Below are 26,091 nucleotides of genomic sequence, written 5' to 3' on the forward strand. Positions count from 1 at the left end.
GCGCTGCCTGCAACGAGAGCTTTCAGCACCCGCATTAAAAGTCGCGCAGGATGCGCTGTGCCAAAGGCTCAGACGATGCTGGGTTCTGACCGGTGTACAGGTTGCGGTCAACCTCAACATAAGGCTGCATCGGATCGGTCTGCTTGAAATCAGCGCCGAGCTCGCGCAGGCGGGTCTCAACAACCCACTTGGCAGCGGCGATGGTCTCCTCGCCCTCTTCGGCGTTGGTAAAGCCAGTCATGGTGTAACCCTTGAGTGGCCAGTTGTCATTGTCCAGCGCGAGCAATGCGGCCGGTGCGTGGCAAACCAGGGACAGGGCGCGACCGGACTCAATGCGTTCCTGCAGCAGCTTGGCGGAGTCTTGATCATAAGCCAAGTCCTCCATCGGGCCGTGGCCGCCGGGGTAAAAGACGAGGTCGTAGTCGGCTTCCTTAACATCGGCCAGGTTCAGTGGGTCTTCCAGGTCCGGGCCGATTTCTGCGAGGTAGTTCTCCTGCTCGGCGCGGTCGCCCTCAGACAATACCTCGAGGCTGTACTCGTCTACTACTGGTGCCTTTGCGTTCGGCGTAGCAAAGTCGATATCCCAACCAGCGTTCTTAAACACGCGGTGCGGAGCGATGAGCTCCTCGGCCCAGTAACCGGTAGGACGGGCGCTGCCATCTGCGAGCGTCCACTTATCAGCGGCGGTAACAACGAATAGTGCGGAAGGCATCTCTTCCTCCTTTATGTAGATTAACTCTCTATTACCCTTCGGAAGCGTTGTCATTCAGGTTCATTGAGAACCCGGAATCTTGGAGCGACTCCTCAGCATCGGGGCCGGCAAGTTCCGGATCGGAGAGGTCCTCGTAGGCCGGAAGGACAACGGTCTCAAGGATACGCTGCCTTGTCTCTTCGGTGTCGAAAATATTTTCAATCGCCTTCACGGTGAGATCGAAAAACTCCTCCAAGCCGTACCCAAAGGTCTCGCTCAAGGCGAGAAATTGCCTGCTCAGCGTGGAATCGCCGGAGGAGACCGAGCAGGTAAAACCAAGCTGCTGTAACAGCGGCAGCGGGTGATCCGTGAGTTCCTCAACATCGTCCACGGGCGAAAATACCAGCGGAATGTGTCGGTCGCGGATCCATCCGGAGGCCTTGCCTGGGCGAATTCCATCAACATCGGCGGTGAAATCATCGATCATATTCACTGGGCGAAGTAGGCGGTTCACTCCGGCCTGCGCCGCGCTTTCGGTGGCGGCGAAATCCTCACCCACCGCGATTTGGGTAGGCAGGTACTTCGCGCGTAATTCCGCTGCGGCGGCAGCGCTACCTTCCGGCAGGGTATAGCCCGCAATACCCGCAGAGTCCCCCGCATTATCCGCTGGCTCTGCTGCCTCGAGGACAAACCGTACCTCAAGATCGCCGAAGCGTTCCGCGGCCACCTCCCGCACGATTGCGGACGTATCAAAAGAATAAGCCGCGGGGTTGAGCTGCAATTCTGCGTAGACCACGTGGTCATCGGCAAGCTGGGCACACTGCTCGCGGATATCCGCATTCAATTCCTCCGCGGTGCCGGCCTGCGAGCGGACTGGTTCCCACAGGGATACCTTGGGCAGTTGTTCCACCACGTTCTCGGCGGAATCCTTGTTTTCGGGGCTAATCAAAGGTGCATCATGCATGCGCACCATCGTAGGCACCAGCCCTGGGATACGCCATGTCAGCGATCTACTTGCGCGGCTTCCTCTTAACCACTTCGGCGTTTGCGAGATCGTCGTGGGAACCGCGCAGATTGTTTTCCTCGTTGATGGTGGTCGCGTGCACCACTGCGCCCAGCATGCCCACTAATTGCCCAATGCCAGGTATCACGTTGATAAGGCGCCACCACTGGCGCTTGGCGGACTGGCTAAGGCTGAGCTTTTCCTTCGTATCCACGTCCCGCACGGTATAGCCGGCAAGAATCTTTGCCGGGCTAGCGCCCATCCATACCTCGCTGCCCAGGACGTAAACCACCATCACGATGCAGGCAGCGACGAAGGACAACGCTTCCACATCCGCGAGCTCGTCGACGCCCGCGCCAACCGCGCCGCTGATGCCGCCGGCCAAGAAAAAGTCCAAGATGCCCATGCCGATGCGCGTTTCTTGGGACGGCCGTTTCTGCGCTTGGTGCTGGACTGGCGCCGGCGCGGCAGCGGGCGATGGCACCATCTGCTGCTGCGGCGAAGCATGCTGGGCGAATGGATCGCGCGCGTACGGGGAGCTATACGGGCTGGGCTGGGCAAAACCGGGTGCCTGCGCCGGGCCCTGCGGTTGATCGTGGAAGCTCGGTTGCGGGCGCGGCGCCGGCGACCACTGCCCCACCGAGCTCAGCGTGCCGAGCTCGCCCCACGTCGGGCGAAGGCCGGTGCGCAATGCTTCATCGTATTCGGCCCTCTTCTTCGCCGAACCCAGGATGCTGGCCGCTATGCGCAGCTGGACGCGCCGCGGCTCATCCTGGTTATATCCCTGCTGCCCGAGCTTGATGTCTTTTGCTTCCAATAAAACGGAAAGCTCATCCTCGCCACCATTGCGGTCGAGGTCCCACTGTTCGTAGAGGTCTGGGGCAATATCATCGGCGTTCATAGTGTCCTATCTTAAAGGTAAGGCGCGCGGCGGTCCTCACCCGTAGGGAGGATAATTATTTCCGGCGGAAAAGCTTCGCCACTCCCACGGCCGCAGCGCCCAGAGCAGCGCCCACGCCGAAGACCGCGCCTGCCGGTGCACCCTCGCGCACCTCATTGCGCACGCGGATAACGGCGGGTTCTGGAACCGGCGGGTGCGCGTACTTCAGGGATTCTGCGGTCGTCGCGGTCCATGCGGAAATATACAGCACCACGCGCCACACCAAGTACATGACGATCATCAGGACGATGACCGGGCCAAAGACCGCACCGGCCGGGCTGCCGGTGGCAGAGGACATAATCACCGTGGACAGCTGCTTAATGGCCTCGAATGCCACCGCACCAATGGCGGCGCCGATAAAGCCGGACTTCTTAGGCACCTTCGTGCGCGGCAGGATCATAATCAGCCACCACATAACGATGAAGTTGGCGATAAGACCCAGCAGCAGGCCACTAAAGAAGAACACGTAGCCCATGCCAGGGAAGGAATCGATGCCTAAGAGGTCAAATACCTTCTGCGTAAGCCCAGAGGAACCCGCCGCGGTCACGCTGAAGGCCACGACGAAGGCGACGATCAGGCCGATAAGGCCCAGAAGATCCGAGAACTTCTTCTTCAGGAAGGAGCCACCGTCGTTGGCATCGATGCCCCACATGGCAGAAATGCCGATGCGCAGATGGTTCATCCAGCCCAGTCCGGACCACAGGGTGGTCAAACCACCGATACCGAACATGGCACCGCGCTGGTCAATGGCCTTATCCAAGATCTCATTGACCGACTCGCTGAGGTTCCCGTCAATGGAGTCCGTGATATAGGACTGCAAGTCATTGAGCAGGTCCTCGCGGTTAGCAAGGACAGCGGCGATGGTGGCCACCAGCAGCATCGCCAACGGGAAAATGGACAGGACCGAGTAATAGGTAATGCCAGCGGAAAATTGGTTTCCGCCCTCTGCGGCATAGCGCTCTTGCATGCGCATGAGGTGGTCAACCATGGGCGATTTACGCCGGACCTTATCTATCGCCCCCGGATCATCGGCGTTCGCGCGCTCGATGCCGTAGTGGTCCGTCTTTTTAGAGGAGGATTGCGTGGTGGTGGACACGTGCTTCCCTTCTTGTTCGCACAGCGTTTATCCTCGTATAGCGTAGCTGGCAAACACCCACTTGTCCCTCGGTGGGGTGGGTTAAGGGGTACCTACTACCTGCGCGGGCGAGGAAGGAAGCCGACTTTTTCATAGACGGCATCGACAAGCGGCTGCGCTACTTCCTGTGCGGTCTGGGCACCGCGCTCCAAGATGCGCTCCAGCTCGCCGCGATCCGCCATGAGCTCGTCGTAGCGCTGCTTGAGCGGGGTGGTAAAGGCCTCGAGCGCCTCCGCGGTATCCACCTTCAGGTGCCCGTAGCCCTGGCCGGCGTACTTTTCGACCAAGGAGTCGATGGACTCGCCGGTCAGCGCGGACTGGATGACCAGCAAGTTCGATACGCCCGGCTGGTTTTCCCGGTCGAAGGCAACCGAGCCCAGGTCATCGGTGACGGCGGACTTAATGCGCTTGGCAGAGGTCTTCGGGGCATCAAGCAGGTTGACCAGGCCCTTGGGGTTGGGGCCGGACTTAGACATCTTGGACGTCGGATCCTGCAGGTCATAGATCTTTGCCGCGCCCCCTGGAATGAACGGCTCCGGCACGTGGAAGGTCTCGCCGTACTTATTGTTGAAGCGCTCGGCCAGATTGCGGGTGAGCTCCAGGTGCTGGCGCTGGTCCTCGCCCACCGGCACGTAATCCGGCGAGTACAGCAGGATATCGGCCGCCATCAGGATGGGGTAGGTAAAAAGACCCACCGAGGTGCGATCGGCGCCGCGCTTGGCGGATTTATCCTTGAACTGCGTCATGCGGGAGGCCTCGCCGAAGCCGGTCAGGCACTGGAATACCCAGGTCAGCTCCGCATGGGCGGGCACGTGGGACTGGACGAAGAGGGTGGATTTTTCCGGGTCGATGCCCAGCGCGATGAGCTGTGCAGCCCCCGCCATGGTGCGGTTGCGCAGCTCCTCCGGATTCTGCTCCACGGTAATCGCGTGCAGATCCGGGATGAAGTAAAAGGCATCGTAGCCTTCCTGCAGGTCGATCCACTGCTTCAGCGCTCCCAAGTAATTTCCCAAGTGATAGGAATCAGCGGTGGGCTGAATGCCGGAAAGTACGCGGGACGCAGAATTAGATGCAGTGGAATCAGTCATGTCAGGTAATGTTACTCCGTCATTTTTGCTTGTTGATTGGCCGCCCCAAGATGTTGCGCGGCGTCATCAAAAATCGAGACCAGCCGGACACCGCGGGTAACGTGCGGGGTCCACGAGGTATCGATCACGTCATCGAGGTTGTCATCCTCCAGCGAGGTCACATACGCCTTGACCTGCTCCAATGCTTCCTGGGTATAGCTGCAGAGCTTGCCGATGTCCTGCGTGGTCACCGCACGCGCTTCCTCCGCCGATTGGCCATAGCCCATGGCATCCGGCAGGTCGAGGTCGTAGCGCTGCCACAGCTCTTCTTCCCCAGTCAGTTGCGCTAGCTGCAGGTCTGCCATGCGGCCGGTGTGCCATAGCAGCCACGTGATCGAATTCGGGTGATCACCAAAGTGCGCATTGGCGGTCTCGTTAGTCAGATCCGGCAATGCGGCGAGCGCATCGAGCGGGCGTTGCGCCATGTCCGTAAGCAGATCGATAGCCCTCATCGCCAGACCGCGCCCTTAGACCTTGCGGGAGGTGGGACTGACGATGTCCATGAAGACGGCGAAACCGGTCACCATGAAGGCACCGCCGACGCCCATGAGGACGATGGGGCCAAGGAAGGCGAAGGACGGTCCGACAGCGGTCCACCACCAGATGCTCAGGGCGAGGATTACGGCGCCAAGGACAAAAGGAATAATTGCGCGAGCCATGAACTTTCTCCGTTGCAGATTTCGAAATTTTTAACGTGTTTATACTAGCACTACTGCTTGTGCTTGGGGGTCCTTTGCCTGCCCACATCCTCCTTGTTGAAGGTCCATTGCTGCTGCACATCCACTCCCCTCGCCCCAGGCGAGTGCTTCCCACTGGGGCGGGTAATCGATGCGTGAGCGGTCGGCCGCGCGATCCGGTTGCTATTTAGCTCCTCGAGGCTGAGCGGGGAGGAAAAATCGCTTGCGGTGCGCTTGTTACGAATCAGCGGCCGGGTAATCGGGCTGGCGTAGCGGGTGGCCGCGCCCGCCTTCCGCTTGGCCCGGCGGGCACCATCGCGCACGATGCGCGCCGATAGCCGCAGGCGCGGATCCATCTGTTGCTCGCCGTCGCGGTACTCGAAGACGGGCAGGCCCTTCTTAAAGTAGATAGCCGCAAGGCGCGCGCTAAAGCAGACTAGGGCGGTGATGATCGCTGTGGGTTCCTCCGATAGCCCGGCGCGCAAGAGGATCATGTACAGCCCGGCCGCGAGGATCGAGATGGCCGCATAAAACTCGCCGGAAAATACCAGCGGAATGCGGTCTGAGAGCAGATCGCGCAGCACGCCGCCGAAGACGCCGGAGATAACCGCGGATACCGAGGCGATGATGAAGCCGTAGCCCAAGTGGGCGGCAATCTGGGTGCCCAGCACGGAAAAGACCGCCAGCCCCAAGGCATCGAGGATGAGGAAGAGGTGGCGGAAATAGTGCATGAGGAAGGACATGCCCACCGTGACGATGGCAGCGGCGATGACGATGACCAGATAGATGGGGTGTTCCACCCAGGTCAGCGGCGGATCCGCCAGCACGATATCGCGGACAGTGCCGCCGCCTAGCGCCGTGATGGAGGCGATCATCGTCACACCGAACAGGTCGAGTTTTTGCCGGCCGGCCGATAGCGCAGCGGTCATGGACTCGGCGGTAATGCCGATGACGTACAGGACGCTAAAAAGCGGCGACATCAGGCGTATTCCACCAGCAGCGGCGAGTGATCGGACCAACGCTGCTCCACGGTCGGGGCCTTATCCACCCAGGTGCGCTGCGCGCGATCGAGCAACGGCTGGGTAGCGGCCTGGTAGTCAATGCGCCAGCCCGCATCGTTATTGAAGGCCTGGCCGCGGTAGGTCCACCAGGTATAGGGACCGTCGGCCTCTGGGTGGAGGCGGCGCGCCACGTCGAACCACTGCGGCGCGGTGGCCGGCTCCCACGGCGTGATGCCCGCGTAGTCCACGACTCCGAGCCACTCCCCCAGGTTCTTTTTCTCCTGCGGCGCCTCATCCGGGAAGCTGCCGAAGACGTGGTCCAGAAAGGCGCGCTCTTCTGGCAGGTGGCCGGCCTTCTTCTCGTTGACCTTATTATTCTTCAAATCCTGGGCGCGGTGGCAGATATTCCAGTCGCCGCCGATGACCATGTCCTTATCGGCGTTTTCTGCCAGCACGGCATCGAATTCATCCAGGAAGCGGTACTTTTCATCCAGCTTCGGCGAATCGGTATCGCCGGAAGGCAGGTACAGCGAGGCCACGCGGATATCGCGGGTGGTGGCGGCAATCCAGCGGCCGGCATCGGTGAAGGAGCCGAAACCGATTTCGACATCGGCAAGCGGCGTGCGGGAAAGGATGCCGACCCCGGCGCGGCCCTTGGCGGCGGCATCGGCAAGCTCTAGGTGCCAGCCCGCCTCCAGGGCGGGAGCCAGGGCCTTTGTGGCTTGGTCCGGGGTGGCGCGGACCTCTTGCATCAGCACGATATCGGCCGGGGTCTGCTCCAGCCAGGCATTCATGCCGGGGTTATTCTCATTGCGCTGCTTGCAGGCGGCGCGGATTCCGTTGACGTTGACGCTAGCGATGGTAAGGCTCATGGTGCTCCAGAATATAGGCGTGTGCGGTGGTAGTTCTAGCCACGATTGGCAAGGCGTTTTTTATCCCACATTGTTATCGCCCACACAACGCAACCCGCGGCCGCCAAGCCGGCGCCCGCCAGCGCCGGAGCAGAGTAGCCCAAGCCCGCGCCGACGACGATGCCGCCGATGGTCGCACCGGCCGCGTTCGCGATATTGAGCGCGGACTGGTTGAGCGCGGCGGATAAGGTCTGGGCATCGCCCGCCACGTGGACCAAGCGCAGCTGCAGCGACGGCACCAACGTGGAACCCATAAACGCCACCATGCCAAAGCAAATGGTGGCGGCGATGGCGTGGCTGGAAAGGAAATAGAAGGCCGTGAGGATGATGATCAGGCTGGCTAAGGCGAAAATGATGCCAAATTCGAGGTTGCGGTCTGCCAACCAGCCACCAAAGGCATTGCCTATCGTCATGCCAATGCCGTAAGCCATGAGCACGACCCAAATCAGGCTATCGCTCAGGCCAGCGACCTCCGTCATGGTCCAGGAGATATAGGTATAGACGGAGAACATGCCCCCGAAACCCACCACGCCCATGATAACGGTGAGCCACACCTGGCTGTTTTTAAAGGCGCCGAACTCGGTGCGGATATCGGTCTGTTTCATCTCCGTCATGTGCGGCATGAGGAAAAACAGGGCTACGGCGGTAATAAGGCCGATGACCACGACCACCAGGTAGGCCGCGTGCCACCCCAGTGCGGAACCCAGGGCCTGTGCCGCGGGCACGCCGATGACCGTGGCGATGGCAAGCCCCATGCCCACAAAAGCCATGGCCTTGCCGCGCCCGCCGGGAGGGGCCATCGACGCCGCGGACAGGTTAGCCACGGAGAAATACGCGCCGTGGGGCATGCCGGCGATGAAGCGGGCCACCATCAGCACCCAGTAATTCGGCGCGAGGACCGAGAGCAGGTTGCCTACCACCAAAAAGCCGATGAGCAAGAGGATAAGGCGGCGGCGCGGGAGTTTGCCGGTAAAGGCCGCAATCAGCGGCGCGCCGACCACCACGCCGAGGGCGTAGGTGGTAATCAGCGTGGAGGCGGTATCTTCAGAAACCCCGAAGTCCTCCGCGATCAGCGGCAGCAGGCCCATCGAGACGAACTCGGTAGTACCGATAGCAAACGCACCAAGGGCCATCGCCACCATGACGATGGTGCGGCGCGCGGTAGAAATCTCCGTCTGGCGGGGCAAAGGCCGACGGTGAATGCGATGTTCATGGGCGCTGCGCGGGCTTAACTGATCGATAATTTTCACGAGGGGCGACGATACACCCCACCTGCGCATAAAGCATGTTCAGGGCGTGGACAGGTGAAGAGATTTACCCAGCGCATGGCCCCGTGACCGATGCCACCCAGCCCCAGAATGTACCGAGCGCTCCACATGGAGCGGACAAAATCGGTAATCTGGTCACCTGAAGAAATTTTCCCACATTTAATAGGAGAATCATGGCTAAGATTACGTGGACCCGTACCGATGAGGCGCCGCTTCTGGCGACCTACTCCCTCAAGCCCATCGTGGAGGCCTTCGCTTCCACCGCGGGCATTGACGTAGAAACCCGCGATATTTCCCTAGCTGCCCGCATCGCCGCGCAGTTCCCGGAGCGCCTCACCGAGGACCAAAAGGTGGAAGACGCCCTGGCTGAGCTGGGCAAGATGGCCAAGACCCCAGAGGCTAATATCATCAAGCTGCCGAATATCTCGGCTTCCCTGGTGCAGCTGAAGAAGGCCATCGCCGAGCTGCAGGCCGCCGGCTACGACTTGCCTGATTACCCGGATAACCCCTCCACCGACGAGGAAAAGGACATCGCGGCCCGCTACGATTCCGTCAAGGGCTCCGCCGTTAACCCCGTCCTGCGTGAAGGTAACTCCGACCGCCGCGCGCCGGAGGCCGTAAAGAACTTTGTTAAGAAGCACCCCCACCGCATGGGCGAGTGGTCCAAGGATTCCAAGACCAACGTCGCCACCATGGACGATAACGACTTCCGCCACAATGAGAAGTCCGTCATCATCCCCGAGGAAGATACCCTGTCCATCGTACTGAAGACCGCTGACGGCGAGCAGACCCTGCTGCCGGAGCTGCCGGTTCTTAAGGACGAGGTCATCGACGGCACCTTCATGTCCGCCAAGGCCCTGGATGAGTTCCTGCTGCAGCAGGTCAAGCGCGCCAAGGAAGAGGGCGTGCTCTTCTCCACCCACCTGAAGGCCACCATGATGAAGGTCTCTGACCCCATCCTCTTCGGCCACGTGGTGCGCACCTACTTCGCCGATGTCTTTGATAAGTACGGCGACGAGCTCATCTCAGCCGGCCTCAACGGCGAAAACGGCTTGGGCTCCATCCTGGAGGGCTTGGACAAGCTCGACAATGGCGAGGAAATCAAGGCAGCCTTCGAATCCGCGCTTGCCGATGGCCCCGATCTCGCCATGGTCAACTCCCACAAGGGCATCACCAACCTGCACGTGCCTTCCGATGTCATCATTGACGCCTCCATGCCGGCCATGATCCGCACCTCCGGCCACATGTGGAATAAGAACGACGAGGAGCAGGACACCCTCGCCGTCATCCCGGATTCCTCCTACGCCGGCGTGTACCAGGCCGTCATCGAGGACTGCAAGGAAAACGGCGCCTTCGACCCCACCACCATGGGTACCGTGCCGAACGTCGGCCTGATGGCCAAGAAGGCCGAGGAGTACGGCTCCCACAACAAGACCTTCAAGGTACCGGCAGCCGGCACCGTTGAGGTCCGCAACTCCAAGGGCGAGGTGCTCATCGAGCACGACGTCGAGGCCGGCGATATCTGGCGCGCCTGCCAGACCAAGGACGAGCCGATCCAGGACTGGGTCAAGCTCGCCGTCAACCGCGCCCGCCTGTCCGGCATGAAGACCATCTTCTGGCTCGACCCAGAGCGCGGCCACGACCGCAATATCCAGTCCTTGGTGGAAAAGTACCTCAAGGACCACGACACCGAGGACCTGGACATCGAGATCCAGGATCCGGTCACCGCTACCAAGACCTCCATCGAGCGCATCCGCCGCGGCGAGGACACCATCTCCGTGACCGGTAACGTGCTGCGTGACTACAACACGGACCTCTTCCCCATCCTCGAGCTGGGTACCTCCGCAAAGATGCTGTCCGTGGTTCCATTGATGGCAGGCGGCGGCCTCTTCGAGACCGGTGCCGGCGGCTCCGCCCCGAAGCACGTCCAGCAGGTGCAGGAAGAAAACCACCTGCGCTGGGACTCCCTCGGTGAGTTCCTGGCGCTGGCCGAGTCCTTCCGCCACGAGAACCAGACCAACGGCAACGAGAAGGCCGGCGTGCTGGCCACCACCCTGGACAAGGCCACCGAGCGCCTGCTCAATGAGGGCAAGTCCCCATCCCGCAAGGTGGGCGAGAACGACAACCGCGGTTCCCACTTCTTCCTGGCCACCTTCTGGGCCGAGGAGCTGGCTAACCAGACCGAGGATGCCGATCTCGCGGCCGCCTTCAAGGACGTCGCCTCCGACCTTTCCGGCAAGGCCGATGAAATCTCCCAGGCTCTTATCGATGCCCAGGGTGAGCCCGCCGACCTCGGCGGCTACTACTGGCCCAACGACGAGAAGACCTCCGCTGTCATGCGCCCTGTCGCACAGTTCAACGAGATCATCGATGGCCTGAAGAAGTAAACCCGCGTTAGGTTTCTAGCCACAGACCGCCTCGATTACTCCTCGGAGTTCGAGGCGGTCTTTTCTTGCTTCGTTCGCCGAAATCCGGCCAAAACAACCGCTTTTATCACCAAATCTACCCATCTACCTGCGCAAACTTTTTCTTGCTCGTTTCTTGCTTCTCAAGCCAAAACGGTTGCGCCCGCTAGCGTGGTGTGGAGCTCGTGGTAAGCCTCACGGCCGTGCACAATAGGGCGACCATCATATCGATCCAACGGACCTGACCTCCGCCTCGTCGGCGCCGTACTAGCTGAGCAGCATAAGGATTGGGTTCCGCAAAAACTCTTTACGCGGCAGGCGAGCACAAGCGGCTAGCCGAGGAAACCAGGAACAACTTCATCGATGGCCTGAGAAAGTAAAAGCTTCTTCACCAGCTAATTTTCACCGCGCGTTCCCTTCACTGGGGCGCGCAGTGTCGTCGTTTTCGCTCCTTCAATTTCACACAACTGAAAAAATTTTTTCACCTTCCGGGAACCACGGTTGCCTAAGTTCCGACTATTAGTGCAGTTGATATCAGCACCCATGCAACTGACCACTAAGCACGAAAGAGAACTATTTTATGAGTCGGACGACTCTGCGTTCCTTCATCCAACGCATACACTTCTACGGCGGCATGTTCGTCGGTCCCTTCATCCTGATCGCGGCATTGACCGGCTGCCTCTACGCCCTAGCGCCGACCCTGGAAAAATTTGCTTACCGCGACGTCATGACCGTCGAGGAAGTAAATAACCCGGTAAGCCTGGAGGACCAAATCAGCGCTGCCCAAAAGGAGCACCCGGATATGCCGGTCTCCCAGGTATGGCCGGCGGAATCGGCGACGGACTCCACGCGCGTGCTGGTGGCGGATCCGGGCATCGACGAGAGCCTGCAGCGCACCGTTTTTATTAATCCGGCCGATGGCGAGGTCATCGGTGACTACCCCACCTACTCCGGCTTGGGCGAAATGCCGCTGCGCCGCTGGATCTCCTCGCTGCATGAAAGCTTCCACCTGGGCCAGCCGGGCGAGCTCTATTCCGAGCTAGCCGCCTCCTGGCTGTGGGTCTTGGCCTGCGGCGGTCTCTACATGTGGTGGATTCGCCGCCGGCCCAAGAAGGCTGCCGCACCGCTAAAGAAGCAGCCACAGCGATCCAAGCGTTGGAAGGCCACCCGCCTGCATTCCACGATGGGCGCTTGGATTTTCATCGGGCTCATTGGCCTGTCCGCCACCGGCATCACCTGGTCCCAGCTGGCCGGCGGGAATGTCGATTCCGTGGTGGAGAAGATGAACTGGAAGGCCACGCCGGTAGAAACCGCGCTCACCACCGATTCCTCCGCCGATGCCGCACACGATGCCCACGCCGGGCACGAAGGTCACGGCGCCCACGGCGCCCACGGCGGGGATGCGGAAGCTGCGGGCGAGGCGCCGGAGCCGGAGGTCATCGCCGAGCAGGCAGAGCGCGTCTATGCCACCGGCCGTGCGGAAGGCCTGACGGGCCCGCTGCGCCTGTACGCGCCGGAAGACACCGACTCGGGGTGGAAGGTCAGTGAGCGCTGGGTCGAGTGGCGCTATACCTCCGATGAGGTCTCCGTCAACGGTTCCACCGGCGAGGTCATCGACCGCCTTCCATTCTCTGAGCTGCCGCTATTTAGCAAGCTCAGCAGCTGGGGCATCTACCTGCACATGGGCATCATGTTTGGCCTACCGCTGCAGATTGCCCTCTTCGCCCTCGGCCTCGCCATTGCCACCATGGTTGTTCTGGGCTACTACATGTGGTGGAAGCGTCGGCCGCAATTTGCACCTGGCTCCAAGCGGCACTTCTCCTGGACCACCACCGGCCTGGGCGCTCTCTTTGCCGCCACCGTCGGTGTATTTATGCCGCTTTTGGGCATTACTCTTGCCGCATTCCTCGTACTAGACATCATCTTGATGAATACCGGAAAACGAAAGGCCACGCCGCGGCAGAAGGAGCAGGATGAAGACGCGGAGCTAGTAACGGTGGGCTAGCCTTCTCAGTGAAAGCCATCACACAGGGTGGAGTAAATGGGTACATTGGTCATTTATGACTAATCCATTACTCCACCCTTCATCATTGCCCTACCAACTCCCGCCATTTGCGGAGATTGAGGTCGAGCACTACCGCCCCGCCTTCGACGAAGCGCTCGCGCTCCACGATGCCGAGCTGCGTGCCATTACTGAAAACTCCGCCGAGCCTACGTGGGAAAATACCGTGGAGGCCCTCGAGCGTTCCGGCCAGGACCTCGACCGCGTGATGTCGGTCTTTGGCAATCTTTCTGGCACGGACGTCACCGATGAGATGGAAGAGATCGCCGCCGATATCTATCCGCGCCTGTCCGCCCACTACGACGCGATGTACCAGGACGAAAAGCTCTACCAGCGCATCAAGGACGCCACCCCGCCCGCTGGCGATGAGGAGGGAGCGCGCCTGCACCAACACCTGCTACGCACCTTTGCGCGCCAGGGAGCGGATCTCGATGCCGCCGGCAAGGCCCGCCTCTCCGATATCAACCAGCGCCTGTCCGCCCTATCGGAGGAATTCGGCCGCAATCTCATGGCCTCCACGCGCGAGCGCGCCGTCGAGTTTACGGAGGAAGAGCTCGAGGGCCTGCCGCCGGAACGCATCGCCTCAGCCAAGGCGGATGCCAAGGCCCTAGGCCGCGAAGGCTACGTCATCCCGCTCGAGCTGCCCACCGTGCAATCGGAGCAGTCCCGCCTGGCTAGGGAGGGGGCGCGGAAGAAGCTCTATGCGGCATCGGCAAGCAGGGGCTCCGAGAACAACATTCCAGGGCTTATCGAGGCCGTCCAGCTGCGCGCCGAGCGCGCCGAGCTGCTGGGCTATGCCTCCCACGCCGATTACGTGATCGCGGAAGAAACCGCTGGCAGCGCCGACGCCGCGCGCGACATGCTCGCAGACCTCGCTCCCGCCGCCGCGGCCAATGCCGCCGGCGAGCACAAGCTGCTAGCCGAGGAAGCCACGCTCAACGAGCAAGACTTCCACGCCGCCGACTGGCCCTACTGGGAATCCAAGGTCCGCGCCCGCGACTTCTCGCTCGACGAGGAGGAACTGCGCCAGTACTTCCCTCTGGACAAGGTCCTTACCCAGGGCGTATTCGCTGCTGCCGAGCGCCTGTACGGCATTACCGTTGCCCCGCGCGAGGACCTGGAGGGCTATGCCGAGGGCGTGCGCGTCTGGGAGGTGCTCGACAAGGGTGTCGAACACAGAGATAACGTCGAGCACGAAGATAAGGGCGAGCACGGCGATAAGGGAATTGGCCTGCTGCTCACGGATTACTTCGGCCGCCCCACCAAGCGCGGTGGTGCGTGGATGAGCCAGTTCGTGGGCCAGTCAGGCCTGCTGGAGCGCAAGCCGGTCATCGTCAACGTGCTGGGCATTACCAAGCCCGCCGATGGTTCCCAGCCCCTGCTGAGCCTGGACGAGGTGCACACCCTCTTCCACGAATTCGGCCACGCCTTGCACGGGCTGCTTTCCGATGTCCACTACCCCACCTTCGCCGGCACCAACGTCCCGCGCGACTGGGTGGAGTTCCCCTCGCAAATCAATGAGAACTGGGCGCTGGATAAGCAACTGGTCAAGCAGTATGCGCGCCACGTCGACACCGGCGAACCGATCCCCGATGAGCTGCTCGATGCCGTGACCGCCGCCTCCGAATTTGGCCAGGGTTTTGCCACCTCGGAGTACTTGGCGGCCTCCATTATCGATTTGGCGTGGCATTCGCTCAGCGCCAAGGACGCCGCAACGCTGGAGGCCACCCCGGAGGCCGTGGACGCATTCGAGGAGGAGGCCCTGCGCGCGGTGGGCCTGGATAACCCGCACATCGCCCCGCGCTACCGCTCGACGTACTTCAACCACATCTTCGCCGGCGGCTACTCCGCGGGCTACTACTCCTACCTGTGGGCGGAGGCGCTCGATGCCGATGGCTTCGAGTGGTTCAAGGAACAAAGCGATCTGCGCGCCGCAGGACAAAAGTTCCGGGACCTCATCCTCTCCCGCGGCGCCTCCCGCGATTTCGGCGCGGCCTACCGCGACTTCCGCGGCCGCGATAAGGACGTCGCGCCGCTGCTCAAGCGCCGCGGCCTCTCCGGCGCCTAGCGGATACTGTCCAGCCAGGCGGCGTGCACGCGCGCCTCATCGTTTTCTTCCGGGTGAAAGCTCAAAGCGGTGACGGCGCCGTGGCGCACGCCGACGACCGCCTCCTCCGCGCCGTCGCGCGGCACGGTCGCGATGACCTCCACGCCTTCACCGACGCGGGTGACCAGCGGGGCGCGGATGAAACTGGCCTCGATGGGCAGCGTTTCTTCCCCGACCACGACCGGCACGGTCCGCTCGGCGGAAAAGCGCTGGTTGCCAAAGGCATTGCGCCGCACGGTGATATCGAGCAGCCCCAGGGTCTGTTGGCCCGGCGAGGGGTTATCCAGCTCGCGGGCGCAATAAATCAGCCCGGCGCAGGTGGCGAGCACGGGAAGGCCTGCGGCTACAGCCGCCCGCAGTGGATCGGCCACGCCGAAGGTGCGGGCGAGCTTGTCGATGACACTCGACTCCCCGCCCGGAATCACCAGCCCATCCAGGCCTTCAAGGTCGCGCGGCACGCGCACCCGGCGCGTGTCCGCCCCCAGGCCTTCGAGGATGTGCAGGTGTTCTTCCACGCCTCCCTGCAGCGCGAGCACCCCGATCGTAGCGCTTGCTTCTTGTGGCATGACCACGCGATTACCAGCCGCGCTCGGCCAGGCGGTGCGGTGCCGGCACATCGCCGACATTGATGCCGACCATGGCCTCGCCCAGGCCGCGGGAGAGCTTGGCGAGCTCGGCGGGGTCATCGTAAAGCGTGGCGGCCTTCACGATGGCCTCCGCGCGTGCCGCTGGGTTACCGGATTTGAAGATGCCGGAGCCCACGAAGACGCCTTCGGCGCCCATCTGGCGGACGAGGGCGGCATCGGCAGGCGTGGCCACGCCGCCGGCAACGAAGAGGACGACCGGCAGCTTACCGGTCTCCGCAACCTCCGCAACCAGGTCATACGGCGCCTGGAGTTCCTTGGCGGCGACGTACAGCTCGTCGCGGTCGAGGTGCTGCAGGCGGGCGATTTCCGCGCGAATCGTGCGCAGGTGCTTGACGGCCTCGGAGACATCGCCGGTGCCGGCCTCGCCCTTGGAGCGAATCATGGCCGCGCCCTCGGTGATGCGGCGCAGGGCCTCGCCCAGGTTGGTCGCACCGCACACAAACGGCACGTCGAAGTCCCACTTATTGATGTGGTTGACGTAATCGGCGGGGCTGAGCACCTCGGACTCATCGATGAAGTCCACGCCGAGCTCGCCCAAAATCTGTGCCTCGACGAAGTGGCCAATGCGCGCCTTGGCCATCACGGGGATGGAGACGGCGTCGACGATTCCCTCGATAAGCTCCGGATCGGACATGCGGGCCACACCGCCCTGAGCGCGGATATCGGCCGGTACGCGCTCGAGAGCCATCACGGCGCTGGCACCAGCGTCCTCAGCGATGCGCGCCTGTTCCGGGGTGACGACGTCCATGATGACGCCGCCTTTGAGCATGTCAGCTAGTCCACGTTTCACGCGCGTGGTCGCAATGTTTTCGGTCATGCGCTCTATACTGCCCTGCTCAAGTGGTACAAGTAAAGAACCATTTCCCGCGTGTTGGGTTGTACCACTTATACTGTGTTCATGCCCCTGCGCCTCGACCCCGCCGATACGCGCGCCCTGCCGGTACAAATCGCCGCCGTCGTGCGTGCCGATGTCACCTCCGGCGCCCTGCTGCCCGGCGAGCCCGTCCCCTCCACCCGCGCGCTGGCCACCCAGCTCGGTGTCTCCCGCGGCAGCGTCGTTACCGCATATGAGCAGCTCACAGCCGAGGGCTACCTCAGCGCCCAGGTTGGATCCGGCACCGTCATCAATCCCCGCCTGCCCCACAGCCCGCCGCCACGCCCCGAGCCCGCGCCGCAGCCCACTCCCGCGCCCAACCTGCTGGAACTGACGCCCGGTCTGCCCGATACCGCCGGCATCATCACCCCCGAATGGCGCGCCGCCTGGCGCGATGCCGCCGCCCAGCCGCTTTCCGATGCCTCCCAGCTCCCCCACCACATCGCCAACCACCTGCGGCACATGCGCGGGCTGCGCGTGGATCCGCGGCGCATCGTCATCACCGCCGGTGCCCGCGATGGTCTCGCGCTCGTGCTGCGTACGCTGGGCACCGCGCTGCGCGTCGGCGTCGAATCGCCCGGTTACCCCAGCCTGCGGCGCGTTCCGCAAGCGCTTGGCCATGAGTTGGTAAACGTGCCCACCGATGCCGATGGCGTTACCGTTCCAGCCACCGACCTCGAGGCGCTGATCGTGACCCCAAGCCACCAGTATCCGTATGGCGCGTCGCTGCCGGCCGAACGCCGCGCCGAACTCGTCGCCTGGGCCCGTCAGCACGGCGCTTTACTCATCGAGGATGACTTCGATTCCGAGCTGCGCTACGTGGGTCAGCCGCTGCCCGCGCTCGCTGCGCTCGCCCCAGAGCGCACCGTGTTGCTCGGTACCTTTTCCACCGTGATTTCACCGTCCATCGCCTGTGGCTATGTGGTGGTCCCGGATGGGCTGCGCGGGGGCATCGACAAGCAGCGCGATATCTTTGGTCAGCCGGTTGGCACCATCCCGCAGGCCGCGCTCGCGCATTACCTCGCCAGCGGTGCGTTAAGGCGCCACACCGGCCGCATGCGCCGCACATATAAGCGCCGCCGCGATCTCGTGGCCGGCACCTTGGGTGATCTGCCCGGCGCGCGGCTGCTGCCCATTAACGGCGGCCTGCACGCGGTCTTGTTATGCGATCCCGCCGTCGTCCCGCGCGCTGCCGCCCGCGGCATCAAACTAACCCCGCTGCGCGAATACTGGGGCGGCGTGGACGCCGAAGACGGCGTGGTTTTAGGCTTTGGCCACTTAAGCGATGACGACCTGCGCCGCAGTCTGGACGCAGTCGCCGCAGCCCAACGAGAATGTTAGCCTGAATTTAAATGCCCTCGCACAGAAAGACGTAAGAATGACGCTTGGCCCGCTCGAACTTCTGCTCATGCTCATCCCGCTAGCTATCTACATCGGACTTATAGCCGGTGTCATTTATTTAATCGTGCAGGTCGCGCGCAATTCCAATGATATTAAGCAGAATTCGCAGGCCATCGCGCAACTTCGAGAGGCACAGAAAAACGGCCCCTCCGCTGAGCAGGGGCCGCATTCTTAAATACCTAGTCCGCAGGCTTTTCCGTATTTACCGCCTGCGAGAAGCTCTCGCTGAATTCCTTAAATCCCTTATTAAAGGTGCCCAGGTTTTCCATGAACCCACCCATGATGTCTATGGGCAGCGGGAAGACGATGGTGGAGTTTTGGTCCGCGCCGAGCTCCAGCACCGTTTGTAGGTAGCGCAGCTGCAGCGCCGCCGGGGCCTTGCCCAGCTCCTCGGCTGCCTCGCGCAGCTCGCGGGAAGACTGCAGCTCACCGTGGGCCGAAATGACCTTGGCGCGGCGCTCGCGCTCCGCCTCAGCCTCGCGCGCTAGGGCGCGCTGCATCATCTCTGGGATCTCTACGTCCTTGATTTCCACGATGCGGGTGAGCACTCCCCACCGTTCGGTTTGGCCGTTGATGATCGCCGCTAGGTCCTCGTTGAGCTCCTCGCGGTGGGCCAGCAAATCATCGAGGCTTGCCCGCCCCAAAAGCGAACGCAGGGTGGTCTGCGCAATCTGCGAGGTGGCCACGGCGTAGTTTTCTACCTCGAGGACCGCCTTGCTCGAATCGGTGACCTCGAACATGACCACCGCATTCACGCGCACGGACACGTTGTCCTTAGTGATGATTTCCTGCGGCGGAATCGTCAGCGTCACCACGCGCAAATCCACGCGCTCCAGCTTATCGATGCCCGGCAGCAAGAAATGCAGCCCCGGCTCCAGCATCGGCCGCAGGTGGCCAAAGCGGAAGGTCACGCCCCGCTCATACTGCTTAATCACCTTGAGCGAGTAGGACAAAAACACCCCGATGAGAGCGATAATGATGCCGATGACGATCGGCCAGAATACGGGAGCGGACACTTAGACTTCCCCTTCCAGTTCTTGACGCACCGAGCGATAGCGCGTGGATTTTCCGTACTTCGAACCATAGCGATCGACCTGCGCGGCCAATTCCGCCTCGCGGTTATCCATCTCCGGCACCACAAGCTGCGGCGCGTTCGAGGGCGTATTCCACAGGTGGCGGGCCAGCGGGTACACGCCGAATCCGGTAATGATGAGCACCGTGGCCAGCGTCAACGCCACCTCCGATGGCGAATGGTGGCTAATTAGCGAGGCCAGCGGCAGCAGGTAGCCCATCGCCGCCACTGCCAGCGCGATGCCGCGGTGGAAGCGCCCCGAATCCGAGTGCGGCCACGGGTCCAACTGACGCGTGACCTCTCGGCCGTGGTGCGAGACCGTGCACTGTTGCTTGACCGGGCAGGTATTGCACACGGTCGGGTTCGCACGGTAGCGCATGACGCGGTTTTCCGGGTCGAAGCTGGAGGGCCAGAGCCAGTGATCTTCGGGGCAGCGCCAAGCATCGTGGTCTTCCAAGTACCGGAACGTGCCGGATTGGTTGGACATGGTGCGGTTGGCGGTTTGTTGCGCGAGCAGGTCGAATACCCAGGCCACTGCGAGCAGGAAGAGCCCGTAGCACGCGGATAATACGGTAAATGCACCCGGCATTAGTCGTCCTTCTTATCCGAGCGGTAGGTACCGCCCCACTTGGTGCGCGATTCAAATTCCTGGCGCGGCGCGGTGGCGGAATCGCCGCGCTCGGCGTCGGGATCTTCCTCCTCAACGAAGGCACCGCGCTCATCGATGTACCCGTAGCGCCGGCCCGTGGAGCTGCGCTTGTCGACGCGCCCCTTGCCGCCCGAAACCAGCCCCACCGAGGAACCCACGGGGACCTCGCCCGCGTGGTCGTCCTCGTCCGGGGTGATGATGCTAAACAGCGGGTTGGTTGGGTGCTCCTCCACCGTTGGGATCTCCTTCTTGTAGAGCACGCCGCGCAGCGCCATCCAGAGGAAGGGCAGGACGCCGAGGAGGAACATGACATCGCCAGGCAGGCGCAGCCATTCCATGATGAAGTTGCCGGGCTGGGTAATATAGCCCAGCGACCGCGCTTCCACGTAGCCCGATCCGACGGATTCGTAGAGCTGCATGATGCCCAGCGGCAGGAGCGAAATGACCACCATCCACAGCAGGCCCAGGTTTTGCAGCCAGAAGGCCCAGCCCATGGCCTTATCGGACCACTTATCCTTGGGGATGAGGTAGCGCAGCGCAAAGACCGACAGACCCACGGCCAGGAAGCCGTAGACGCCCATCATCGCGCCGTGGGCGTGGTTTGCGGTAAGCGCCGTGCCGATTTCGTAGTAGGACACGATGGGCAGGTTGACCAGGAAGCCGAAGATACCCGCGCCCAAGAAGTTCCAGAAACCGACGGAGACCAGGAACATGACTGCCCAGCGGTGCGGGAAGGGGCGCTCGCCCGAGGCGCGTTGGCGGGAGCCCAGCTGCATGAAGGTCCATGCCTCAACGGTCAACAGGGTCAGCGGCACGACCTCGGCGGCCGAGAAGAATGCGCCCAGGGCCATGTGCTCGACCGGGGTGCCCGAGAAGTACAGGTGGTGCATCGTGCCCAGCACGCCACCGGTGGAATAGAGGATGACGTCCAAGAAGATGATGCCCAGGGCGATCTTTTCGCGAACCACGCCGAGCAGGACGAAGACGTAGGCCACCATGACGGTGGTAAATAGCTCGAGGAAGTCTTCCACCCACAGGTGAACCACCCAGAAGCGCCAGAACTCTGCGACGGAGATGTGGGTTTCCGATCCCGCCAGGTTGCCCACTGCGTAGAACGCTGGGATGGCCAGGCCGGCAAAGAAGAAGAGCCACGGCATATTGGACTTGTGCTCGTTTTTCAGGCGGCCGCGCAGCTGTCGGTAGATAATGCCAATCCACACGAACATGCCGATGGTAAGCAGTACCTGGAAGAAGCGCGGCAGGTCCAGGTATTCCCATTGCTGGGAAAATAGCGTGCCCTCTTCGATGTAGCCCATGGTAGAAAGCCATTCAAAGGCCATGGAGCCAAAGACCACGACCGCGATGGCGCCGAGCAGGAACCATACGAGCCAATCCTGCTTCTTCGGTTCCTTCTTGCCCACGAACGAGGCCAGGAAGATGCCGGCCGCCAAAAGCCCGCCGGCGGTCCATAGGAGGGAGAGCTGCACGTGCCAGGTGCGCGAGACGTTATACGGCAGGATTTCTTGCAGCGGGATGCCGAAGAAACCGGTGAGCTCGGTGCGATAGTGCTGGCTGGCCGCACCCAGCAGCGCCTGAATCAAGAACAGCAACGCGATGACCAGAACAAACCAGGCCACCACCTTCTGCGACTTGGTCAGCCCGACCTCGCCCGGCTGCTTAAAGTCCAGGTTCGGCGCTTCTTCCGAATGCCAACCGATGGACTTGGACCACCGTCCGTAAATCGCAAAGATCAGGCCGGTACCGCCGATGAGCGCGATGAGCGAGAGCACCGACCACACCACTAGATCCGCGGTCGGACCGTTGTCCACTCGCGATTCCGCTGGCCAGTTATTGGTATAGGAATAGTCATGGCCCGGACGCTCTGCCGCCGAAGCCCACGCGGTCCAGCCGAAGAAACCAACGAGGTTATTGATGTCTTGCTCATCGGTAATAAAGTCCGACGGCAAGCCACTATTGTGGGAATCGGGGCCAAAGTACTGGGCGTAGTAGTCCTTATTGGCCTCGAATGCCGAAATCTGGTTATCGGTCCACTCCAGCACGCCCGTTTCTTCGTCATAGCGGTTGGTGCGGAATTCTTCAACCACGGCCTCTTCGGGAGTGGCGGAGGAATCAACGAAATCGGGGATACCGTTCGCGTCATTTTCCTCGCGGGCATGGTCGAGGGCGCGGCGCAGGTACTCCGCCGTATAGTCAGGGCCCAGGTAGGCACCGTGCCCCAGCACGGAACCGTATTGCTGCAGGCCGCGGGCCTGGTACAGCGCCTGGCCGTTAGTGATTTCGTCCTTGGTGAGGACCGTTTCGCCCGTGGATTCGGAGACAATCTTTTCCGGCAACGGCATGGATGCGTCATAGGTGCGGTACGCCAAAAATCCCATGACCAAAAAGCCAAAGATCATGACAAGGGCGATGCCCTGCACCCACACGTTGCTCACCTTGAGGACCGGTTTCTTCCGGTCTTCAACCCCAGTCGTGGTGTTGGCCATAAAGTGTCCTTTTCACAGTTCTAGAGAGTTCGACATACATCATTATGAACGGACAAAGCGGTGTTAAATAGTCGAACAACAAGCACCTACCCCCATTCACCCTCATCGGCCGGCCCTCACCCGGGCACTGTTGGGAAAATCGGTGCACCATATAGCCGGGTTCCGCCCCCAAAATTCCCACCCAGCTTGTTTACCCCCGGTTTTTCCGTAACAATTAATGCATGACATTCGCAGAGCACACTAAACGCAATTGGCTCATCACTTTTTTCGCTGCGATTTTCCTCGCCGCCATCGTCTGCATGATTTTCTTAAACGATCCGCACCGCACAATGGTGATCGCGATGGTTTTCATCGCATCATCACTCCTGCTCTTCGGCGCGATCCTAGGAATCTGGTACCTGTTTCAGCGCAAGCCAAAAAAGGAATCCGCAAGCGAGGATCGTTAGCTCAGACGCACCTCGACGAGCGTGCGGCCCGTAGGTTCCGCACTGCCTGCGGCGGGTTCCTCCGTCACCATGACCTTGACGGCATTACTCTCAAAAGGCATCCACACACCGTCGTGCGGGTCTTGGCCGATGACGCCGGCCGAGGTCATCGTTTTATCCTCGGAAATCGCCCACACCTGCGCGCCCATGCCTTCCTTCAGCTCAGGCTGGCCATCGACCATCGCGCCGGACTTGCCCATCGAGGCCGAGGACACGATATCCAGCCGCGCACCTGAGGCATCGGCCTTTCCTTGAATCAGGTCGTCGGCCTCCATGATATGGTGCATGGACTCCTTACCAGGCGATTCTGCCACCACGGTATTGTCCTCACCAGCGCCTTCTCCACCCTGGTGGGGAATCCACAACACCACACCGGCAATCAAAACGGCCGCGGCCGCGGGGACCGCAACAAAAGCCCGCCAGCGCCGGCGCGGCAGCTCCACCACCTCGGCCTCCGCATCGAGGGAGGAAAATACCTTGTCCTTCATCTCGGGCGGCGGATCGATCTCAGGAAGGGAATCGAGGAAATCATCAAACTCCGCTTCAGAAAACTCGTGCGTGTTGCTCATTTCCCCTCCTTCCCGAGGATAAGTTTCAGTTTCTGCACGCCATCGCGCACGCGTGTCTTCGCCGTACCAATCGGTACATTTGTTGATTCTGCCAATTCGGCGCGGGTTAATCCAGCAAAGAATGCAAGCATCACGGCCGTGCGGTGCGGCTCGCCAATCTCGTCGACGGCCGCGCGCAAACGCTGCGATTCCACATTGCTGAGGGCTTCATCTTCGATGTCTAGGTGAAAGGCGGCATCGGCAAGCGCGGCTTCCCGGTCATCCCGCTCCACGCTGGCAACGTGGCTGCGCAGCTTATCGACGGCCCGCCCATGCGCAATCCGCCCCGCCCACGAACGCGCCGTCCCCTTCTCCGGATCGAAGTGCACGGCCTTGGTCCACACCTCTACGAAGACGTCCTGGGCCACTTCCTCCGCCAACGCCTGATTGCGCAGAACGTGCAGGCACACGCTGTAAATGGTCGGCGCGAGGGCGTCGTAGAACTGGCTGAAGGCACGCTTATCCCCCGCGGCGGACGCCGTCAAGAGGCGGTTTAATCGCGCGTGATCGTCGGGAGTGAGCGTAGACACAGGGTGTGAGTTTACCTCCAGCACTCGGGCGGGCATAACGGTGAATTAGTGCGCCATCTCAGACGACGGCGCCATCATCTCGTCGCTTTTCATGGAGTCCTTGTCCATGCTGTCCGATTCAGGCGCCATCATCTCGGACGACGGGGTCATCATCTCAGACGAGGTCTCCCCAGACTTCGAGTCATCGTTATTGCAGGCAGCCAGGCTACCGGCGGCGATAGCAAGGGCAGCTGCGGCGGAAATGATCTTCTTCATGAGGGTTCTCCTTGTAGTCGCGGGCCGGCTTTTCCGGCCCTCTATCCACCCATTCGGAGCGGTAAGCGGAAACGGATTGGAAAACTTTCCAGCAATCCATTCTCGCCCCGACTCCGAATTGGTTGATATATCACTGCACCGACATTTCGGAGGACACAACGAATGCTAGAGACACTGTTTATCGGGTTTACCGGTGGCCTTATCACGGGAATTTCCCCGTGTATCCTGCCGGTTCTACCCCTCGTCGTCGCGGTCAGCGGCGGCTCGCGCCGGCAGCCTTGGCAGGTAGTAGGTGGGCTGGTCACCAGCTTCACCCTCGTGACGCTTTTCGCCACTACGGTACTCAACGCCCTGCATCTGCCCGCCGACATCGTGTGGAAGGTGGGCGTCGTCTTACTCATCCTCGTGGGCCTCGGCATGATTTTCCCCAAGGTGCAAGAAATACTCGAATGGCCCTTCCAGAAACTGCCACACGCCGGCGGGCTGCAAGCCAAGGCGCGCGATAAGGGAGGATTCGCCGTGGGCCTGGCCATGGGCGTCATCTTCGTCCCCTGCGCCGGGCCGGTCCTCGCGACGATTTCCGTCGCCGGGGCTACCGGCCAGATCGACGCCCATATCCTTGTGCTCTGCCTGTCCTTCGCGGCTGGCGTCGCCATCCCTCTTCTTGCCTTCGCCCTTGGCGGCAACGAGGCCGGCAAACGCGTTGACGCTTTCCGACGCCACCAACGCCCCCTCCGCATCACCGCCGGCATCTTGGTCATCGCCATGGCGATTGCCATTGCCGCAGGCATGCCGACGTGGCTGCAAAAGAAGCTGCCGAGTGTGGAGTGGAAGGGGGAGACATCGGCAAGCGCGGAGGGCACACCCGTACCCGAGTTCCAGGGCCTGACCGGGTGGTTTAATACCGACGAGCCCGTAGATCCCCGCGCAAATGGGAAGGTAACGCTCATCGACTTCTGGGCCTATGCCTGCATCAACTGCCAGCGCAACAACGAGCACATCACCAAAATCTACGACCACTACAAGGACTTTGGACTCGAGGTCGTGGGAATCCACGCGCCCGAGTACGCCTTCGAGCGCGAGGCCGCCAACGTCCGCAAGGCCGCCAAGGAGCAAGGCATCAATTATCCGGTCGCCCAAGATAACGACTTCGCCACGTGGAAGGCATTCGACAACCACTACTGGCCGGCGCACTACTTGGTAGACAGCAACGGTACTGTGCGCGAAACCCACCACGGCGAGGGCGATTACGCCGCCACCGAGCGCCACATTCGTGAGCTTTTGCTCGAGCGCGACCCCGGCGTTGCGCTACCCGAGCCGTTGGAAGGAAGCGATTACACAGGGGCCTCGGAGCGCAATCCGGAAACCTACCTGGGCACGGATCGGGCTCGTTATTTCGACAACAACGGTTACCGCCCCGGAACCCACGATTTTGAGCTCGGCGAGCCGAAACCGGGCCAGTATTCGCTGGGTGGGACGTGGACGCTGGAGGACCAGCCCATTACTGCGGGCGACAACGCCCGGCTTCGCCTGAACTATCACGCCGCATGGGTACAGTTGGTGGTCTCCGGGAAAGGCACCGTTACCCTGCACCGCGGAAACGGCGATACCGAGGAATTCCCCATCCACGAGGATGGCACGATTGACCTGGTCAAGGGAGAGGAAATGTCGGAGACCATCGAGCTCGAGGTCAGCGAAGGATTTAAGCTTTACTCGTTTACCTTCGGTTAAGCTGGGGC

25 protein-coding genes are annotated in these 26,091 nt (G+C 61.8%); 7 read left to right on the forward strand and 18 right to left on the reverse strand.

The window, feature by feature from the left end; genetic code table 11:
• Window positions 1-34: 34 nt before the first annotated feature.
• The 10 genes from ACP8KU_RS09045 to ACP8KU_RS09090 all read right to left on the reverse strand — a co-directional run bounded on the left by ACP8KU_RS09045 (window position 35) and on the right by ACP8KU_RS09090 (window position 8,735).
• Entirely contained in the window at window positions 35-712 is a 678-nt protein-coding gene (locus ACP8KU_RS09045; RefSeq protein ID WP_023025374.1) for a type 1 glutamine amidotransferase domain-containing protein, read from the reverse strand.
• 31 nt (window positions 713-743) lie between these two features.
• Window positions 744-1,664, reverse strand: coding sequence for an amidohydrolase family protein (locus ACP8KU_RS09050; RefSeq protein WP_023028361.1), 921 nt, complete (start codon window positions 1,662-1,664; stop codon window positions 744-746).
• A 37-nt stretch (window positions 1,665-1,701) separates the two neighbouring features.
• Entirely contained in the window at window positions 1,702-2,595 is an 894-nt protein-coding gene (locus tag ACP8KU_RS09055) for an RDD family protein (RefSeq protein WP_023028360.1), read from the reverse strand.
• A 55-nt stretch (window positions 2,596-2,650) separates the two neighbouring features.
• Complete coding sequence (locus ACP8KU_RS09060; protein WP_023028359.1) at window positions 2,651-3,730, reverse strand: YhjD/YihY/BrkB family envelope integrity protein; 1,080 nt, start codon at window positions 3,728-3,730, stop codon at window positions 2,651-2,653.
• Between the two features lie 95 nt (window positions 3,731-3,825).
• The gene (gene trpS / locus ACP8KU_RS09065) at window positions 3,826-4,857 is read right to left on the reverse strand and encodes a tryptophan--tRNA ligase (protein WP_023028358.1); all 1,032 of its coding nucleotides are present in this window, start codon (window positions 4,855-4,857) and stop codon (window positions 3,826-3,828) included.
• An 11-nt stretch (window positions 4,858-4,868) separates the two neighbouring features.
• Window positions 4,869-5,348, reverse strand: a complete 480-nt coding sequence (locus tag ACP8KU_RS09070) for a DinB family protein (RefSeq protein ID WP_023028357.1) — start codon at window positions 5,346-5,348, stop codon at window positions 4,869-4,871.
• A gap of 15 nt (window positions 5,349-5,363) precedes the next feature.
• The gene (locus tag ACP8KU_RS09075; RefSeq protein ID WP_005277318.1) at window positions 5,364-5,555 is read right to left on the reverse strand and encodes a hypothetical protein; all 192 of its coding nucleotides are present in this window, start codon (window positions 5,553-5,555) and stop codon (window positions 5,364-5,366) included.
• Window positions 5,556-5,605: 50 nt separating this feature from the next.
• Entirely contained in the window at window positions 5,606-6,553 is a 948-nt protein-coding gene (locus tag ACP8KU_RS09080) for a trimeric intracellular cation channel family protein (RefSeq protein ID WP_005277314.1), read from the reverse strand.
• Window positions 6,553-7,446 (reverse strand): exodeoxyribonuclease III, encoded by an 894-nt coding sequence (locus tag ACP8KU_RS09085; protein ID WP_484483631.1) that lies wholly within the window; start codon window positions 7,444-7,446, stop codon window positions 6,553-6,555. The genes ACP8KU_RS09080 and ACP8KU_RS09085 overlap by 1 nt, the downstream gene beginning before the upstream one ends.
• Before the next feature lie 35 nt (window positions 7,447-7,481).
• Window positions 7,482-8,735 carry an MFS transporter gene (locus ACP8KU_RS09090; RefSeq protein ID WP_042403997.1) on the reverse strand — a complete coding sequence of 418 codons (1,254 nt, stop codon included), beginning with the start codon at window positions 8,733-8,735 and terminating at the stop codon, window positions 7,482-7,484.
• Window positions 8,736-8,926: 191 nt separating this feature from the next.
• Here ACP8KU_RS09090 and ACP8KU_RS09095 point away from each other — a divergent pair, with 191 nt between their 5' ends.
• From ACP8KU_RS09095 to ACP8KU_RS09105, 3 genes are all read left to right on the forward strand, one after another.
• Window positions 8,927-11,140 (forward strand): NADP-dependent isocitrate dehydrogenase, encoded by a 2,214-nt coding sequence (locus ACP8KU_RS09095; protein WP_237791440.1) that lies wholly within the window; start codon window positions 8,927-8,929, stop codon window positions 11,138-11,140.
• A gap of 598 nt (window positions 11,141-11,738) precedes the next feature.
• Window positions 11,739-13,163 carry a PepSY-associated TM helix domain-containing protein gene (locus ACP8KU_RS09100; RefSeq protein ID WP_484483632.1) on the forward strand — a complete coding sequence of 475 codons (1,425 nt, stop codon included), beginning with the start codon at window positions 11,739-11,741 and terminating at the stop codon, window positions 13,161-13,163.
• A gap of 55 nt (window positions 13,164-13,218) precedes the next feature.
• Entirely contained in the window at window positions 13,219-15,288 is a 2,070-nt protein-coding gene (locus tag ACP8KU_RS09105; protein WP_484483633.1) for a M3 family metallopeptidase, read from the forward strand.
• Here the strand turns inward: ACP8KU_RS09105 and pdxT are convergent.
• Both pdxT and pdxS read right to left on the reverse strand, forming a co-directional pair.
• A complete protein-coding gene (pdxT, locus tag ACP8KU_RS09110) occupies window positions 15,285-15,893 on the reverse strand; it encodes a pyridoxal 5'-phosphate synthase glutaminase subunit PdxT (RefSeq protein ID WP_284629008.1) in 609 nt (202 codons plus the stop codon). The genes ACP8KU_RS09105 and pdxT overlap by 4 nt on opposite strands.
• A 10-nt stretch (window positions 15,894-15,903) precedes the next feature.
• The gene (gene pdxS, locus ACP8KU_RS09115) at window positions 15,904-16,791 is read right to left on the reverse strand and encodes a pyridoxal 5'-phosphate synthase lyase subunit PdxS (protein ID WP_023025344.1); all 888 of its coding nucleotides are present in this window, start codon (window positions 16,789-16,791) and stop codon (window positions 15,904-15,906) included.
• A gap of 81 nt (window positions 16,792-16,872) precedes the next feature.
• Between pdxS and pdxR the strand changes: the two genes are divergently transcribed.
• Window positions 16,873-18,189 (forward strand): MocR-like pyridoxine biosynthesis transcription factor PdxR, encoded by a 1,317-nt coding sequence (gene pdxR, locus ACP8KU_RS09120; RefSeq protein ID WP_484483634.1) that lies wholly within the window; start codon window positions 16,873-16,875, stop codon window positions 18,187-18,189.
• A gap of 37 nt (window positions 18,190-18,226) precedes the next feature.
• On the forward strand, window positions 18,227-18,424 hold the full coding sequence (locus ACP8KU_RS09125) for a hypothetical protein (RefSeq protein WP_005277293.1): 198 nt from the start codon (window positions 18,227-18,229) through the stop codon (window positions 18,422-18,424).
• Between the two features lie 4 nt (window positions 18,425-18,428).
• On the opposite strand, the gene ACP8KU_RS09130 is transcribed toward ACP8KU_RS09125, so the two are convergent.
• Genes ACP8KU_RS09130 through ACP8KU_RS09140 form a run of 3 tightly spaced genes read right to left on the reverse strand, consistent with a single transcriptional unit; the run spans window position 18,429 to window position 22,474 of the window.
• Window positions 18,429-19,265: an SPFH domain-containing protein gene (locus ACP8KU_RS09130; RefSeq protein WP_005277292.1), complete on the reverse strand. Its 837-nt coding sequence runs from the start codon at window positions 19,263-19,265 to the stop codon at window positions 18,429-18,431.
• Window positions 19,266-19,910 (reverse strand): hypothetical protein, encoded by a 645-nt coding sequence (locus tag ACP8KU_RS09135; protein ID WP_005277290.1) that lies wholly within the window; start codon window positions 19,908-19,910, stop codon window positions 19,266-19,268.
• A complete protein-coding gene (locus ACP8KU_RS09140; protein ID WP_284643304.1) occupies window positions 19,910-22,474 on the reverse strand; it encodes a nitric-oxide reductase large subunit in 2,565 nt (854 codons plus the stop codon). The genes ACP8KU_RS09135 and ACP8KU_RS09140 overlap by 1 nt, the downstream gene beginning before the upstream one ends.
• Window positions 22,475-22,695: 221 nt before the next feature.
• On the opposite strand from ACP8KU_RS09140, the gene ACP8KU_RS09145 reads away from it, so the two are divergent.
• A complete protein-coding gene (locus tag ACP8KU_RS09145; RefSeq protein ID WP_023028348.1) occupies window positions 22,696-22,920 on the forward strand; it encodes a hypothetical protein in 225 nt (74 codons plus the stop codon).
• Here ACP8KU_RS09145 and ACP8KU_RS09150 read toward each other — a convergent pair.
• The 3 genes from ACP8KU_RS09150 to ACP8KU_RS09160 are packed head-to-tail and all read right to left on the reverse strand — an operon-like array spanning window position 22,917 to window position 24,352.
• Complete coding sequence (locus tag ACP8KU_RS09150) at window positions 22,917-23,528, reverse strand: anti-sigma factor (RefSeq protein ID WP_284643302.1); 612 nt, start codon at window positions 23,526-23,528, stop codon at window positions 22,917-22,919. The two genes, ACP8KU_RS09145 and ACP8KU_RS09150, sit on opposite strands and share 4 nt — an antisense overlap.
• Complete coding sequence (locus ACP8KU_RS09155) at window positions 23,525-24,133, reverse strand: sigma-70 family RNA polymerase sigma factor (RefSeq protein ID WP_284608924.1); 609 nt, start codon at window positions 24,131-24,133, stop codon at window positions 23,525-23,527. The genes ACP8KU_RS09150 and ACP8KU_RS09155 overlap by 4 nt, the downstream gene beginning before the upstream one ends.
• A 9-nt stretch (window positions 24,134-24,142) precedes the next feature.
• On the reverse strand, window positions 24,143-24,352 hold the full coding sequence (locus ACP8KU_RS09160) for a hypothetical protein (RefSeq protein WP_023016809.1): 210 nt from the start codon (window positions 24,350-24,352) through the stop codon (window positions 24,143-24,145).
• Window positions 24,353-24,514: 162 nt separating this feature from the next.
• Here ACP8KU_RS09160 and ACP8KU_RS09165 point away from each other — a divergent pair, with 162 nt between their 5' ends.
• Window positions 24,515-26,083: a redoxin domain-containing protein gene (locus tag ACP8KU_RS09165; RefSeq protein WP_484483635.1), complete on the forward strand. Its 1,569-nt coding sequence runs from the start codon at window positions 24,515-24,517 to the stop codon at window positions 26,081-26,083.
• Window positions 26,084-26,091: the final 8 nt, after the last annotated feature.

It is taken from the genome of Corynebacterium sp. LaCa_282, from assembly GCF_057198125.1.

Excerpts from the sequence above, each read along its gene's own strand:
- ACP8KU_RS09045 (WP_023025374.1), bottom strand. The coding sequence starts at position 712 with ATGCCTTCCGCACTATTCGTTGTTACCGCCGCTGATAAGTGGACGCTC.
- ACP8KU_RS09050 (WP_023028361.1), bottom strand. The coding sequence starts at position 1,664 with ATGGTGCGCATGCATGATGCACCTTTGATTAGCCCCGAAAACAAGGAT.
- ACP8KU_RS09055 (WP_023028360.1), bottom strand. The coding sequence starts at position 2,595 with ATGAACGCCGATGATATTGCCCCAGACCTCTACGAACAGTGGGACCTC.
- trpS (WP_023028358.1), bottom strand. The coding sequence starts at position 4,857 with ATGACTGATTCCACTGCATCTAATTCTGCGTCCCGCGTACTTTCCGGC.
- ACP8KU_RS09070 (WP_023028357.1), bottom strand. The coding sequence starts at position 5,348 with ATGAGGGCTATCGATCTGCTTACGGACATGGCGCAACGCCCGCTCGAT.
- ACP8KU_RS09075 (WP_005277318.1), bottom strand. The coding sequence starts at position 5,555 with ATGGCTCGCGCAATTATTCCTTTTGTCCTTGGCGCCGTAATCCTCGCC.
- ACP8KU_RS09080 (WP_005277314.1), bottom strand. The coding sequence starts at position 6,553 with ATGTCGCCGCTTTTTAGCGTCCTGTACGTCATCGGCATTACCGCCGAG.
- ACP8KU_RS09085 (WP_484483631.1), bottom strand. The coding sequence starts at position 7,446 with ATGAGCCTTACCATCGCTAGCGTCAACGTCAACGGAATCCGCGCCGCC.
- ACP8KU_RS09095 (WP_237791440.1), top strand. The coding sequence starts at position 8,927 with ATGGCTAAGATTACGTGGACCCGTACCGATGAGGCGCCGCTTCTGGCG.
- ACP8KU_RS09100 (WP_484483632.1), top strand. The coding sequence starts at position 11,739 with ATGAGTCGGACGACTCTGCGTTCCTTCATCCAACGCATACACTTCTAC.
- ACP8KU_RS09105 (WP_484483633.1), top strand. The coding sequence starts at position 13,219 with ATGACTAATCCATTACTCCACCCTTCATCATTGCCCTACCAACTCCCG.
- pdxT (WP_284629008.1), bottom strand. The coding sequence starts at position 15,893 with ATGCCACAAGAAGCAAGCGCTACGATCGGGGTGCTCGCGCTGCAGGGA.
- pdxS (WP_023025344.1), bottom strand. The coding sequence starts at position 16,791 with ATGACCGAAAACATTGCGACCACGCGCGTGAAACGTGGACTAGCTGAC.
- pdxR (WP_484483634.1), top strand. The coding sequence starts at position 16,873 with ATGCCCCTGCGCCTCGACCCCGCCGATACGCGCGCCCTGCCGGTACAA.
- ACP8KU_RS09125 (WP_005277293.1), top strand. The coding sequence starts at position 18,227 with ATGACGCTTGGCCCGCTCGAACTTCTGCTCATGCTCATCCCGCTAGCT.
- ACP8KU_RS09135 (WP_005277290.1), bottom strand. The coding sequence starts at position 19,910 with ATGCCGGGTGCATTTACCGTATTATCCGCGTGCTACGGGCTCTTCCTG.
- ACP8KU_RS09140 (WP_284643304.1), bottom strand. The coding sequence starts at position 22,474 with ATGGCCAACACCACGACTGGGGTTGAAGACCGGAAGAAACCGGTCCTC.
- ACP8KU_RS09145 (WP_023028348.1), top strand. The coding sequence starts at position 22,696 with ATGACATTCGCAGAGCACACTAAACGCAATTGGCTCATCACTTTTTTC.
- ACP8KU_RS09150 (WP_284643302.1), bottom strand. The coding sequence starts at position 23,528 with ATGAGCAACACGCACGAGTTTTCTGAAGCGGAGTTTGATGATTTCCTC.
- ACP8KU_RS09155 (WP_284608924.1), bottom strand. The coding sequence starts at position 24,133 with ATGCCCGCCCGAGTGCTGGAGGTAAACTCACACCCTGTGTCTACGCTC.
- ACP8KU_RS09160 (WP_023016809.1), bottom strand. The coding sequence starts at position 24,352 with ATGAAGAAGATCATTTCCGCCGCAGCTGCCCTTGCTATCGCCGCCGGT.
- ACP8KU_RS09165 (WP_484483635.1), top strand. The coding sequence starts at position 24,515 with ATGCTAGAGACACTGTTTATCGGGTTTACCGGTGGCCTTATCACGGGA.